Origin of the sequence: Pseudomonas sp. R-28-1W-6 (assembly GCF_009799925.1) — a bacterium.
In the GTDB taxonomy this organism is placed as follows: Bacteria; Pseudomonadota; Gammaproteobacteria; order Pseudomonadales; family Pseudomonadaceae; genus Aquipseudomonas.
Map to the genome: position 1 here is coordinate 1 of NZ_WELK01000003.1, position 12,624 is coordinate 12,624.

12 protein-coding genes are annotated in these 12,624 nt (G+C 63.6%); 3 read left to right on the forward strand and 9 right to left on the reverse strand.

Annotated elements, in window-relative coordinates; all coding sequences use genetic code 11:
- Positions 1 to 351 precede the first annotated feature (351 nt).
- The 6 genes from msrQ to F3I62_RS07685 all read right to left on the reverse strand — a co-directional run bounded on the left by msrQ (position 352) and on the right by F3I62_RS07685 (position 6,287).
- Positions 352 to 966, reverse strand: coding sequence for a protein-methionine-sulfoxide reductase heme-binding subunit MsrQ (gene msrQ / locus F3I62_RS07660; protein ID WP_160489055.1), 615 nt, complete (start codon positions 964 to 966; stop codon positions 352 to 354).
- The gene (gene msrP / locus F3I62_RS07665) at positions 966 to 1,967 is read right to left on the reverse strand and encodes a protein-methionine-sulfoxide reductase catalytic subunit MsrP (protein WP_160489056.1); all 1,002 of its coding nucleotides are present in this window, start codon (positions 1,965 to 1,967) and stop codon (positions 966 to 968) included. The genes msrQ and msrP overlap by 1 nt, the downstream gene beginning before the upstream one ends.
- A 63-nt stretch (positions 1,968 to 2,030) precedes the next feature.
- Positions 2,031 to 2,846 (reverse strand): CDP-diacylglycerol--serine O-phosphatidyltransferase, encoded by an 816-nt coding sequence (gene pssA / locus F3I62_RS07670; protein ID WP_160489057.1) that lies wholly within the window; start codon positions 2,844 to 2,846, stop codon positions 2,031 to 2,033.
- 154 nt (positions 2,847 to 3,000) lie between these two features.
- Entirely contained in the window at positions 3,001 to 4,017 is a 1,017-nt protein-coding gene (gene ilvC / locus F3I62_RS07675; RefSeq protein ID WP_160489058.1) for a ketol-acid reductoisomerase, read from the reverse strand.
- A 45-nt stretch (positions 4,018 to 4,062) separates the two neighbouring features.
- Entirely contained in the window at positions 4,063 to 4,554 is a 492-nt protein-coding gene (gene ilvN / locus F3I62_RS07680; RefSeq protein WP_137974870.1) for an acetolactate synthase small subunit, read from the reverse strand.
- A gap of 2 nt (positions 4,555 to 4,556) precedes the next feature.
- The gene (locus F3I62_RS07685; RefSeq protein WP_160489059.1) at positions 4,557 to 6,287 is read right to left on the reverse strand and encodes an acetolactate synthase 3 large subunit; all 1,731 of its coding nucleotides are present in this window, start codon (positions 6,285 to 6,287) and stop codon (positions 4,557 to 4,559) included.
- Between the two features lie 405 nt (positions 6,288 to 6,692).
- On the opposite strand from F3I62_RS07685, the gene F3I62_RS07690 reads away from it, so the two are divergent.
- Complete coding sequence (locus F3I62_RS07690) at positions 6,693 to 7,130, forward strand: DUF4124 domain-containing protein (RefSeq protein WP_160489060.1); 438 nt, start codon at positions 6,693 to 6,695, stop codon at positions 7,128 to 7,130.
- Positions 7,131 to 7,153: 23 nt separating this feature from the next.
- Here F3I62_RS07690 and F3I62_RS07695 read toward each other — a convergent pair whose 3' ends face one another.
- The 3 genes from F3I62_RS07695 to mrcB are packed head-to-tail and all read right to left on the reverse strand — an operon-like array spanning position 7,154 to position 10,526.
- Positions 7,154 to 7,480, reverse strand: coding sequence for a YqcC family protein (locus F3I62_RS07695; protein WP_160489061.1), 327 nt, complete (start codon positions 7,478 to 7,480; stop codon positions 7,154 to 7,156).
- The gene (locus F3I62_RS07700; protein WP_160489062.1) at positions 7,480 to 8,187 is read right to left on the reverse strand and encodes a M48 family metallopeptidase; all 708 of its coding nucleotides are present in this window, start codon (positions 8,185 to 8,187) and stop codon (positions 7,480 to 7,482) included. The genes F3I62_RS07695 and F3I62_RS07700 overlap by 1 nt, the downstream gene beginning before the upstream one ends.
- Before the next feature lie 23 nt (positions 8,188 to 8,210).
- Entirely contained in the window at positions 8,211 to 10,526 is a 2,316-nt protein-coding gene (gene mrcB, locus F3I62_RS07705; protein WP_160489063.1) for a penicillin-binding protein 1B, read from the reverse strand.
- Between the two features lie 116 nt (positions 10,527 to 10,642).
- Between mrcB and F3I62_RS07710 the strand changes: the two genes are divergently transcribed.
- Positions 10,643 to 12,205, forward strand: coding sequence for a bifunctional aminoglycoside phosphotransferase/ATP-binding protein (locus tag F3I62_RS07710; RefSeq protein ID WP_160489064.1), 1,563 nt, complete (start codon positions 10,643 to 10,645; stop codon positions 12,203 to 12,205).
- Between the two features lie 66 nt (positions 12,206 to 12,271).
- Complete coding sequence (locus tag F3I62_RS07715) at positions 12,272 to 12,616, forward strand: pentapeptide repeat-containing protein (protein ID WP_160489065.1); 345 nt, start codon at positions 12,272 to 12,274, stop codon at positions 12,614 to 12,616.
- Positions 12,617 to 12,624: the final 8 nt, after the last annotated feature.

Here is a 12,624-nt window from a genome sequence, read left to right on the forward strand (position 1 = left end):
GGCCGCGCATTCTACAGCAGCCTTTCTTTCTGTCAACCAGTTTCGAAGAATTTTTTGTTTCCTCTCAACCGCTTGCGCTTCCGATCTGCTTTACGCTTCACATCAGCGGGAGGCGAATTCTACAGCGTTCAAACCAGCTGTCAACCACCTCTTTCTAGCCTCTTCAGCTCTTTCGAACCGAGACACCGACAGGATCAAACCACCACCCCGCCAGCCCGCCGCATTCTACTCGAATCCGCCACCGTCGCAACCTTTATTTTCCTCTAACTCTTTGTTTAACAAGGAGTTTTCAGATCAGGCTGCGCCGGAAGAGGTGCGGATTATAGGCCTGCAAAACTTGCCGTCAACACTTTATTGCACAGCCTTCGTCAATCCCGCCAAACGGCCCGATAAGCGCCCCGCCAGGGCCGGCAGACGCAACAACAACAGCACAACACCAATGACCGCATAGAGCAGCCATTCACCAATATCCGAGCGCACGACCCACAGCATATGCAGCAAGGCCAGGCCCAGAATGAAATAGACGAGCCTATGCAGCTGTCGCCAGCGCTTTCCCAGCCGCCGAATGCTGTACTGATTGGACGTCAGCGCCAAGGCAAGCAGCCCGGTAAAGGCCATAACACCGACAATGATGTAAGGGCGCTCATGCAGATCATCGAGCAACTGACCGAAATCCAGCCCGAGCAGAAACAACAGGTAGCCACAGACATGCAGCAGCACATAGCTGAAGCACCACAACCCTAGCTGCCGGCGCACCGCAATCCAGCCACCCCAGCCCGTCAGGCGACGCAGCGGCGTCATCGACAGCGTCAGCAACAGGAGAATCAACGCCCCCAGCCCGAGCCGATCAACCAGCACCTTGCCTGGATCGGCCCCCAGCGACTGCGTCACCCCCTGATAGAGCCACAGCAGCAAGGGACATAGCATCGTGACAAACACCACCAACCGCCAGTATCGATAGCGCATCAATAGTACTTCCGCAGGTCGAGACCACTGTAGAGCGCAGCAACCTCGTCATAGCCGTTGAATAGCCGAGTCGAAATCACGTTAGGACTGAACAGGCTGCCCGGCAGGCGGCGTTCATTGGCCTGACTCCAGCGCGGGTGATCGACGCCCGGATTGACGTTGGCATAGAAGCCGTACTCGTCAGGCGCCAGGCTCTCCCAGGTGGTTTTTGGGCGCTCCTCGAGCAAGCTGATACGCACAATCGACTTGATACTCTTGAAGCCATACTTCCACGGCACGACCAGGCGCAGCGGCGCGCCATTCTGATTCGGTAGCACACGCCCATAGAGCCCCACCGCCAGGATAACCAACGGATGCATGGCCTCATCCAGGCGCAAGCCTTCGATATATGGCCAGTCGATCAGAGAAAAACCGGAACGCACCCCCGCCATCTGCTCGGGCGCAACCTTGGTTTCGAAGCGCACGTATTTGGCCGGCCCCGTCGGTTCGGCCAACTTGAGCAGCGCGGACAGAGGGAAGCCCAACCAGGGGATCACCATCGACCAGCCTTCGACACAGCGCAGCCGATAGATGCGCTCCTCCAGTTGATGCGGTTTGACCAGGTCTTCCAGAGACACCAATCCCGGCCTGGCAACTGCCCCGTCGACCATCACCGCCCACGGCTCCACGTCGAACTGGTCGGCATAACGCGCGGGATCACCCTTGCTGGTACCGAACTCATAGAAGTTGTTGTAGTGGGTGACGTCCTTGAACGGGGTCAATGCCTCTTCCCCGGGCGTTACCGCTCCCCAGCGCACGGCGGCAAGCTTGTCGGTGAACCAGGCGGGAGCTGCGGCGGGCTCGACATCGGCATAGCGCTGGCTTTCGGCCCGCAGCGGCAAAGCCCCCATAGCCGCCAGACCACCGGCAGCAGTCATGAACGCACGGCGTGACAGATAGACGGCTTCCGGAGTGATATCGGATTCGCGCGCAGCGGATGCGGGAAGACTTTTGATCAGCATGATGGCTCCGCGGTTAAGGACGGCTGATGCGCCAATAGACCACGGAGCCGGCAGGAAATTACATCACTGTGCCGCTTTACGGCGACGCAGTTGCAGCAAGTATTGCACCGGACCGGAGGCGGCATAGGCCACGAAGATCAGCAGCAGGATGCGCGGTGGATCGCTGAAGACCACGGCAAACACCAGCACCACGACCAGAATGGCCACGAAAGGCACGCGCCCCTTGAGATCAAGGTCCTTGAAGCTGTGATACTTGATATTGCTGACCATCAGGGTACCGGCAGCCGCCACCAGCAAGGCGACCACAAAGGCCATGTTCGAGCCCTTGATGCCGAAGTCACTGAACGCCCATACCGTGCCAGCCACCAAGGCCGCCGCGGCTGGGCTGGCCAGACCGATGAAGAAGCGCTTGTCGGCCTTGCCGACCATGGTATTGAAACGCGCCAGACGCAGCGCCGCGCCGGCGACATAGATGAAGGCCACCATCCAGCCGACCTTGCCCAGGCTGCCCAGCGCCCACTCGAAGGCGACCAGCGCTGGCGCCACGCCGAAGGCGACCATGTCCGACAGCGAATCGTATTCGGCGCCGAACGCGCTCTGGGTATTGGTCAGGCGCGCCACGCGACCATCCAGACCATCGAGCACCATGGCTACGAAGATGGCGATGGCGGCATGATCGAACTGCCCGTTCATGCCATTGACGATGGCGTAGAACCCGGAAAACAGTGCGGCGGTGGTGAACAGGTTGGGCAGCAGATAGATGCCGCGGTGGCGAACCTTGCGGCCTTCGGCGTCCTGCCCTTCTTCCACATGTTCATCGATGGGCAGGAGGCTCTCCTCTTCGGGGGCCTTGCCGGATTCCTCGGGACGTTCGTTCATGAACAATACCTTGCAACGGTTTGATTGGACTTCGACCGGAGCCGGCGAGCTAGGTTCGCCGGCGCCCTGCAAACGAATGGGCTTTATACCAGAAGCCCGCAACGAGCATAAAAAAACGCGGCCGTAGCCGCGTCTTTTAGAACGTCAGAAAGCCTTAGTTCTTGGCCTTGTCGACGATCTTGTTGGCAGCGATCCACGGCATCATGGCACGCAGCTTCTCGCCAACCACTTCGATGCCGTGAGCGGCATTGTTGCGGCGGTAAGCGGTCATCGAAGCGTAGTTCGAAGCGCCTTCCTGGATGAACATCTTCGCGTATTCGCCGTTCTGGATGCGCTTCAGAGCGTTGCGCATGGCCTGGCGGGATTCGGCGTTGATGACTTCCGGTCCGGTGACATATTCACCGTATTCGGCGTTGTTGGAGATCGAGTAGTTCATGTTGGCGATGCCGCCTTCGAACATCAGGTCGACGATCAGCTTCAGCTCGTGCAGGCACTCGAAGTAGGCCATTTCCGGCGCGTAGCCGGCTTCAACCAGGGTATCGAAACCGGCCTTGACCAGCTCGACGCAACCGCCGCAGAGAACGGCTTGCTCGCCGAACAGGTCGGTTTCGGTCTCGTCCTTGAAGGTGGTTTCGATGATGCCGGTACGGCCGCCACCGACGCCAGCGGCGTAGGACAGGGCGACGTTCTTGGCGTTGCCGGAAGCGTCCTGGTAGATGGCGATCAGGTCAGGGATGCCGCCGCCCTTGACGAACTCGGAACGCACGGTGTGGCCCGGAGCCTTCGGCGCGATCATGATCACGTCGAGGTCGGCACGCGGCACAACCTGGTTGTAGTGGATGGCGAAGCCATGGGAGAAGGCCAGGGTCGCGCCTTTCTTGATGTTCGGCTCGACTTCGTTCTTGTACAGCTGGGACTGGAACTCGTCCGGGGTCAGGATCATGACCAGGTCGGCGCCGGCAACGGCAGCAGGCACGTCAGCCACTTTCAGACCGTGAGCCTCGGCCTTGGCACGGGTAGCCGAACCTGGACGCAGGCCGACGGTCACGTCGACGCCGGAGTCTTTCAGGTTGCACGCCTGGGCGTGGCCCTGGGAGCCGTAGCCGATGATGGCGACTTTCTTGCCCTGGATGATCGAGAGGTCACAGTCTTTGTCGTAAAACACTTTCATGGGAATTCCCCTATTTTCTGGCCTCGTGGGCCGTTCGCTAAAGAGTTAGATGCTGAGTACTTTGTCGCCACGGGCAATGCCGGTGACGCCGCTGCGTACGGTTTCCAGGATCGACGCGGTGCCGATGGCCTGGATGAAGCTGTCCAGCTTGTCGCTGGTGCCGGTCAGCTGAATGGTGTAGACGCTGCTGGTCACGTCGACGATCTGCCCGCGGAAGATGTCGGTGGTGCGTTTGACCTCGGCGCGCTGGGCGCCAGTGGCCTTGACCTTGACCAGCATCAGCTCGCGTTCGATGTGCGCGCTTTCCGACAGGTTCACCAGCTTGACCACTTCGATCAGCTTGTTGAGGTTCTTGGTGATCTGCTCGATCACATCGTCGTGACCCACGGTGGTCAGCGTCAGACGCGACAGGGTCGGGTCTTCGGTCGGCGCCACGGTCAGGCTTTCGATGTTGTAGTTGCGCTGGGAGAACAGGCCAACCACGCGCGACAGGGCGCCCGGTTCGTTTTCCAGCAACAGGGAGATGATATGGCGCATGTTCAGGTCCGCTCCGTCTTGCTCAGCCACATGTCACGCATGGCACCGCCGCGAATCTGCATCGGGTACACGTGCTCGCTGGTGTCCACGGCGATGTCGAGGAATACCAGGCGGTTCTTCATGGCGAAGGCTTCTTCCATCTTCGGCTTGAGGTCTTTCAGGTCGGTGATGCGCATGCCCACGTGACCATAGGCCTCGGCCAGCTTGACGAAGTCAGGCAGCGATTCCATGTAAGAGTGCGAGTAACGGCTGCTGTACTGCATGTCCTGCCACTGGCGAACCATGCCGAGGGCACCGTTGTTCAGGTTGATGATCTTCACCGGCAGGTCGTACTGCAGGCAGGTCGACAGCTCCTGGATGTTCATCTGGATGCTGCCCTCGCCGGTGACGCAGGCCACGTCGGCCTCCGGGAAGTTCAGCTTGACGCCCATCGCCGCCGGGAAGCCGAAACCCATGGTGCCCAGGCCGCCGGAGTTGATCCAGCGGTTCGGCTTGTTGAAGCGGTAGTACTGCGCGGCGAACATCTGGTGCTGGCCGACGTCTGAGGTGATGTAGGCGTCGCCGCGGGTCACTTCGCTCAGGGTCTCGATCACGGTCTGCGGCTTGATGATGCTGCCGTCGCCCTCGTTGTAGGGGAACAGGCGGCCGCTGCCGCGCCACTCGTCGATCTGCTTCCACCAGTTGGCGACGGTTTCCTTGTTCGGGGTTTCGCCGATTTCCTTGAGGATGGCGACCATCTCGGTCAGCACGCTGTCCACCGGACCGACGATCGGGATGTCGGCCTTGATGGTCTTGGAGATCGAGGCCGGGTCGATGTCGATGTGGATGATCTTGGCGTTCGGGCAGAACTTGGCGCCGGTCTCGCCGTTGATCACCCGGTCATCGAAACGCGCACCGACCGCCAGGATCACATCGGCGTGGTGCATGGCCAGGTTGGCGGTGTAGCTGCCGTGCATGCCGAGCATGCCGACGAACTGGCGATCGCTGCCAGGGAAGGCACCAAGGCCCATCAGGGTATTGGTCACCGGAATGTTGAGCATCTTGGCCAGCTCGGTGAGCGGCTCGGAAGCGCCACCCATGATCACGCCGCCGCCGGAGTAGAGCACCGGGCGCTTGGCCGCCAGGAGCATCTCGGCCGCCTTGCGGATCTGCCCGGAGTGACCGCGGGTAGCCGGGCTGTAGGAACGCAGCTTGACCTTCTTCGGGTAGTTGTATTCGAACTTCTGCGACGGATCGCCCATGTCCTTGGGAATATCCACCACCACCGGACCGGGACGACCGGACTGGGCGAGATAGAAGGCCTTCTTGATCACTTCGGGGATTTCCGAAGGATGCTTGATGATGAAGCTGTGCTTCACGATCGGGCGGGAAATACCGACCATGTCGGTTTCCTGGAAGGCATCGGTACCGACCACGGTGCTGGGCACCTGACCGGAAATGATGACCATCGGAATCGAGTCCATGTAGGCGGTGGCGATGCCGGTGATGGCATTGGTCGCGCCTGGGCCGGAGGTCACCAGCACCACGCCGGGCTTGCCGGTGGCGCGGGCATAGCCGTCGGCCATGTGGGTAGCGGCCTGCTCGTGACGAACCAGGATATGGGTCACTTCCGGCTCTTTGAACAGGGCATCGTAGATGTGCAGGAGGGCACCGCCCGGGTACCCATAGATGTACTTCACGCCTTCGTCACGCAGCGAGCGGACGACCATTTCAGCGCCGGATAAAAGCTCCACGTTGTTTACCTCTAGAACGCCAGATTACCACCCGTCAACGAGTGGTCCTTGAAGTAGGTCTTACAGGTCAGCAAACGGGCGGCGACTGTGGTCGCGGATACTACGAGGTCTGCTTGACGTGTAACGGAACGGCCCAATCTTGCGGGGCCCCTCCTTCCCAGCGCGAGGTAACGCGTTGCGGGTGTAACGGGGGTCGGCACGGGTAGCGCCTTTTTTCGCTGAGCTGGAGGACACTTGCGGCGGACTCCACTACAGCGAGCTTGGGATTGTTCTGATTCGTGCACGCTAAGTCAAGTTATCGCGCACGGAAACTTCGTCTGATAGCTGTGATGCGGCGCAGGATGACGTTTGCCGGGTTTTGGTTATAGTAGCCACCAGGTTCCGCAGCCAATAAAAGGACACAACATGCGTCGCATGATTCTCACGGGCAGCCTGCTGCTCGCCCTGAGCGCTACTGCCACGGCCGGCCAGATCTACAAATGGGTGGACGCCCAGGGCAATACGCACTTTGGCGCGCAGCCACCCGAGGGCCAGGCGGCTGCCGAGGTGAACCCCAATATCACCCAACCCAAGATTGTTCCACCGGCCGCCACACCCAAACTGGAAGAGCCCCAGGCAGATGCCAAGCAGGAAGCGCTTGATCAGGAAGCCAGGCAGGCTGTGGCCAAGCACCAAAAAGAGCTGGATGCTTACTGCGAGCAGATTCGCAAAGACCTCGCCCAGATGAAGGCGAACCCACGCGTACGGGTCAAGGTCGGCGATGAAGTCCGTCGCATAACCGAAGAAGAGCGCCAGGACCGCATGAGCAAGAGCGAAACGGCCATCAAGGAAAACTGCCAGTAACCCCGGACACTGCTGAGGCGCCCTCAGGCGCCTCCAATCAACTGATCGAACTCCCCGAGTACCACCAGCAAGGCCTGCACTTCAGCCTCCCGCCCGCGATAGACCTCTTCTGCCATGAAGCGGATACCCGACGCCCGCGGCAACGGCCCGGCCGACTCGACCAGCGCCTTCATCCGCAGCAGGAACACCCACTGCAGCCACGCCTCGAACGGCAGGGTATCCACGCAGAAAGGCTGCTGACTGGCCAGCGCCTCGTCTGAAGGCGGCATCGTCATCCACCAGCCGAGCGCGCGCAGTTCGCGCTCGATCAGCAGCAACTGCTGGGCTATCGCCGGCAAACGCGCATCCATCACAGGTTGACCTTGGCCCGCTCGCGCGCCTGGGCGGCACCTGCCGGGTCGCCCTGGCGCTCACGCGCCTGGGCAATCAGGTTCCACAGGCCGGCCTGCAGTGCCGGACGGCCACCGGCCAGGGTCAGGCCGCGGCGGGCGAACTGCTCGGCCTGGGCCGCATCGCCCTGGGCCAAGCGCACCTCGGCCAGGCGATAAAGCACCTGCGGCTCGCGCGGCGCAATGCGCTGGGCGCGCTCCAGGCTGGAGGCGGCACCATTCAGATCGCCACTGCTCTGCTGCTGCTGGGCAGTGGTCAGCAGTGCCAGCACCGGCCCATCGAGCTGCTCGTCCGCAGTCAGACTGCCGCCGGAGGGAATGCCGCTGGGCATGCTCGGCGCAGCGGGCTGGTAGCTGCCCGCCGAGGAGAGCGGCCCCGTGCTGAGCGGTGCCGAACTGATGCTGGAAGGCATGGAACTGCTGCCGTCCGGATAGGTCTGCAGCGGCGCCGAAGAAACCCCACCCGGCACCATGACCACCACACCGGAGTCCTGCGGCAGGCTCTGCGCCTGCGCCGCCGCAGTGGCCGGCTGGTAATCGCCCGCCCCCTGCTCATCCGCCTGCAACGAACCACTGGCATCGACTACCGGGATCGAACCCCGCTGCACCGTGGTACAACCGCTCAACACCGTCGAGGCTACAACCGCGCACAACCACCACTTGCTCATTCGTTTCCTCACTCTGGGCGGACTCAGTCGAGCCAGCCGCGTACCCAATCCATTACCGCCTCATCCGGCGCCATGCCACAGGCTGCGCCCGGGGCCGGCTCGCTGCCGCGAATATACGGCATCTGTACCGCATTCGGACAACCCGGTGCCGAGCCCTGTCCGCTGCCGGCATCCACCCAGGCCAGGGTGACATTGTCCGGCTGCGGCATATCCAGCGGCAGCGGGTCGGCCTTGGCCATCAGCCCGGTCCACACCTGCAGCGCACCTGTGGCACCGGTCAGCGGCGTCTTGCCGTTGTCGTCACGCCCGAGCCACACCACCGCCAGCAAATCCTGGCTGAAACCGGCGAACCAGCTGTCACGCGAGTCGTTGCTGGTACCGGTCTTGCCGGCCAGGGTCAGCGACGACGGCAGCTGGCTGTATACCGAGCGCCCGGTGCCCTCGCGCATCACCCGTTGCATGGCGTTCTGGGTGAGGTAGATGGCACCGGCATCGAAGCGCTGCTGAATCTGGAAGGGATAGCGCTTGAGCGGTTCGCCTTCGGCCGTCAGCACGCTGCGAATGCCGCGCAACGGCGTATTGAAGCCGCCATTGGCCAGGGTCTGGTACATGGTCGCCACTTCCATCGGACTCAGCGCCCCCGCGCCCAGCAGCATCGACGGGTAGGCCGGCCACTCGCGATCCACGCCCAGGCGCTCAAGGGTTTTGAGTACATTCGGCACGCCCAGTTCCAGACCGAGCTTGGCGGTCGACAGGTTGTAGGAGTTGGCCAGCCCCTGGTACAGATAGATGGTGCCATGGGCCTTGTGATCGTAGTTCTGCGGGCGCCAGACCTGGCCGTCCTGGCCCTTCACCGAGAACGGCTCGTCGGCCAGCCAGCTGGTCAGGGTGTACTGGCTGGGCCGCTCCAATGCCGTCAGATAGACCGCCGGCTTGATCAGCGAGCCGATCGGCCGCACGGCATCCAGGGCCCGGTTGAAGCCGGCGAAACGCGGCTGGCGGCTGCCGAGCATGGCCTGGATCTCGCCATTCTCCGGATTGGTCACCACCATCGCCGCCTCGACCTCGTCCACCCCCTTGCGTCCACCCAGGCGCTTGAGGGTCTCGCTCAGTGCCGCCTCGGACTTGAGCTGCAGGATCGGGTCGAAGCTGGTGAAGATGCGCAACCCCTCCTCGGTCAGGTCCTCGTCGCGGTAATCCTCGCGCAGCTGGCGCTTGACCAGGTCGAGGAAGGCCGGGAACGAACTGTCGGCCAGGCTGCCACGCTGGGTCACGCCCAGCGGCTGCTGCTTGGCATGGGCCACCTGCTCGGCACTGACCACGCCCTGCTGCTCGAGCAGGTCAAGCACCAGATTGCGTCGCTCCAGGGCGCGTTCGGGGAAGCGCCGCGGGTTGAAATAGGTCGGCCCCTTGACCATGCCGACCAGCAGCGCCACCTGGTGCAGCTTCAGCTCGCCCAACGGCTGGCTGAAGAAGTACTGGCTGGCCAGGCCGAAGCCGTGCACCGCGCGCTGGCCGTCCTGGCCGAGGAACACCTCGTTGAGGTAGGCCTCAAGGATTTCCTTCTTGTCGTAGTGCAGCTCCAGCAGCACCGCCATCATCGCCTCGGTGGCCTTGCGGGTCAGGCTGCGCTCGCTGGTCAGGTAGAAGTTCTTCACCAGCTGCTGGGTCAGGGTGCTGCCGCCCTGGCGCAATTGCCCGGCGGTGGCGTTGATCCAGACGGCGCGGGCGATGCCCTTGGGCGAGACGCCGAAGTGGCCGAAGAAGTCGCGGTCTTCCACCGCCACCAGGGTTTCCACCAGATAGGGTGGCGCCTGCTCCAGCTTGATCAGGATGCGGTCTTCGTGGTGCGCCGGGTACAGGCCGCCGATCAGCAGGGGCTCCATGCGGGCGACATCGAGCTTGCTGCCGTTGCCCTGGTTGAGCCCGGCCACATAGGCGCCGGAGAAGCGCACGCGCAGGCGCTGCGCCGGCTCGGCGCCTTCATAGAACTGGAAGCCGCGGGTATGCAGGTCGACCACGTTGCCGTTGACCACCGCCGCCCCCGGGCCGTCGGCCGCGCTTTCGCGCCGGTAGCCTAGGGCATCCAGCTCGGTGAGGAAATCCTGCTTGGCCAGTTTCTGCCCGACGAACAGCTCCAGCGGCCGCGCGTAAACCTTGGCCGGCACCGTCCAGCGCTTGCCGGAGAACTTCTCCTGCACCACCGCATCCAGGTACACGGCGAAGCCGGCGAGTACCACCAGGCCGACCAATGCGAGTTTGAGAGCCCAGCCAAGCCAGGGACGGGAGGCGCCGGAGCGGCGCTTGGCGCTTTTGCGCGGAGTACGGGAACGAGTCATGGCGCGGCATTATACGCACTTTGCCAAGGCCCAACAGGCGCGCCCCGGCGGTTTGCAGAGCGCCTCACAGCGGCCATAATGCCGCTTCCGAAACACCCGAAAAGCAAGGAATGACCGTGAGCCAAGCCCTGATTGCCGCCCTGCAGAACCCGGCCCTCTACCCCCACCCGGTGGAAGGGTTCCAGGTCATCGAGACGCACATCTCCTGGGTGCTGCTCACTGGCCCCTTCGCCTACAAGATCAAGAAGCCGGTCAACTTCGGCTTCCTCGACTTCACCAGCCTGGACGCCCGCCAACATTTCTGCGGCGAAGAACTGCGCCTCAACCAGCGCCTGACCCAGGGCCTGTACCTGGACGTGCTGCCGATCACCGGCAGCGAGACCGCCCCGCAGCTCGGCGGCGACGGCGCGGTCATCGAATACGCCCTGAAGATGCGCCAGTTCCCGCAGAGTCAGCTGCTCAGCGCCGTGCAGGCGCGCGGCGAACTGAGCGCCGCGCATATCGACGCCCTGGCCAAGCAGATCGCCGATTTCCACGGCCGCACCCCGGCCGTGCCCGCCAGTCACCCGTTGTGCTCGCCCGCCGCGATCATGGCGCCGATGCGGCAGAACTTCGAGCAGATCCGCCCGATGCTCGGCGAAGCCGCCGACCTGCGCCAGGTCGACGCCCTGGAAGCCTGGACCGAGGCCAGCTTCGCCCGCCTGGAACCGCTACTGGCCCAGCGCGCCGGCAACGGCTCGATCCGCGAATGCCACGGCGACATCCACCTGGGCAACGCCACCCTGCTGGATGGCCAGGTGGTGCTGTTCGACTGCATCGAGTTCAACGAACCCTTCCGCCTGATCGACATCGCCTCGGACGCCGCCTTCCTCGCCATGGACCTGGAAGACCGCGGCCTCAAGGGCCTGGCGCGGCGTTTCGTCAGCGCCTGGCTGGAACACAGCGGCGACTACGCGGCGCTGGAGCTGCTCAACTTCTACAAGGCCTACCGCGCCCTGGTGCGAGCCAAGGTCGCCCTGTTCAGCCTGGCGCACCAGAGCGACGCCGAACAGCGCACCGCCACCCTGCGCCAGTACCGCAACTACGCCGACCTGGCGGAAAGCTACAGCGCCATCCCCACGCCGTTCCTGGCCATCACCCACGGCGTCTCGGCCGTCGGCAAGAGCCATGTGGCCATGCGCCTGGTCGAGGCCCTAGGCGCCATCCGCATCCGCTCCGACGTCGAGCGCAAGCGCCTGTTCGGCGACCAGCCGGCCGCTGCCCGGGGTGAACTGCATGCCGGCATCTACAGCGCCGACGCCAGCAGCGCCACCTACCAGCGCCTGCACCAGCTGGCCGAGCAGGCCCTGCATGCCGGTTTCCCGGTGGTGCTCGATGCCGCCTACCTCAAGCACGCCCAGCGCGCCGCCGCCTGGCAGGTCGCCGAACAGAATGGCGATCCCTTCCTGATCCTCGACTGCCAGGCCCCGCAGGCGGTGATCGCCAGCTGGCTGCAGCAGCGCCAGAGCGAGGGCAACGACCCCTCCGATGCCACCCTGGAAGTGATCGAGGCCCAGCAGGCCAGCCGCGAGCCCCTCGACAAGGACGAGCAGGCGCACAGCAAGCGCGTCGACACCCACGACAGCGTCAGCCTGGACAGCCTGGTCGAGGGCATCCGCCAGCGCCTGCCCGGGCTCTGACCGCGCACTCCGGGCAGGCCGGCGCACAGCTTCTATACTGGCGTCGAACCCTGCCCGGAGCGCTCCATGAGCCAACCACGCCAGCTCGATTGCCCGCTGTACCGCCTGATCCACGCGGAACAGGTACGTGACTTCAACGCGCAAAAGCCCAAGGGCAAACCGGTCGACCTCAAGGGCGGCGATTTTCGCGGTATCGACCTGCGTCTGCTGGATGCCGATGGCATCGACTTCTCCGACGCCTACTTCCGCGGCAGCGACCTGCGCGGCCTGGACCTGCGCCAGGCCTGCCTGGAGGGCGCCAGCATCGCCCATGCGCAGATCTCCGGGGCCTACTTCCCGGCCGAGCTGAGCGCCGACGAGATCCTCATGTCGCTCAACTTCGGCACCCGCCTGCGCTATCGCACCCGCTGAGCCCGGCC

What these genes read in the sequence shown, in the direction of transcription:
- msrQ (WP_160489055.1), bottom strand. Translation starts at nt 966, where the DNA reads ATGCGCTATCGATACTGGCGGTTGGTGGTGTTTGTCACGATGCTATGT.
- msrP (WP_160489056.1), bottom strand. Translation starts at nt 1,967, where the DNA reads ATGCTGATCAAAAGTCTTCCCGCATCCGCTGCGCGCGAATCCGATATC.
- pssA (WP_160489057.1), bottom strand. Translation starts at nt 2,846, where the DNA reads ATGAACGAACGTCCCGAGGAATCCGGCAAGGCCCCCGAAGAGGAGAGC.
- ilvC (WP_160489058.1), bottom strand. Translation starts at nt 4,017, where the DNA reads ATGAAAGTGTTTTACGACAAAGACTGTGACCTCTCGATCATCCAGGGC.
- ilvN (WP_137974870.1), bottom strand. Translation starts at nt 4,554, where the DNA reads ATGCGCCATATCATCTCCCTGTTGCTGGAAAACGAACCGGGCGCCCTG.
- F3I62_RS07690 (WP_160489060.1), top strand. Translation starts at nt 6,693, where the DNA reads ATGCGTCGCATGATTCTCACGGGCAGCCTGCTGCTCGCCCTGAGCGCT.
- F3I62_RS07695 (WP_160489061.1), bottom strand. Translation starts at nt 7,480, where the DNA reads ATGGATGCGCGTTTGCCGGCGATAGCCCAGCAGTTGCTGCTGATCGAG.
- F3I62_RS07700 (WP_160489062.1), bottom strand. Translation starts at nt 8,187, where the DNA reads ATGAGCAAGTGGTGGTTGTGCGCGGTTGTAGCCTCGACGGTGTTGAGC.
- mrcB (WP_160489063.1), bottom strand. Translation starts at nt 10,526, where the DNA reads ATGACTCGTTCCCGTACTCCGCGCAAAAGCGCCAAGCGCCGCTCCGGC.
- F3I62_RS07715 (WP_160489065.1), top strand. Translation starts at nt 12,272, where the DNA reads ATGAGCCAACCACGCCAGCTCGATTGCCCGCTGTACCGCCTGATCCAC.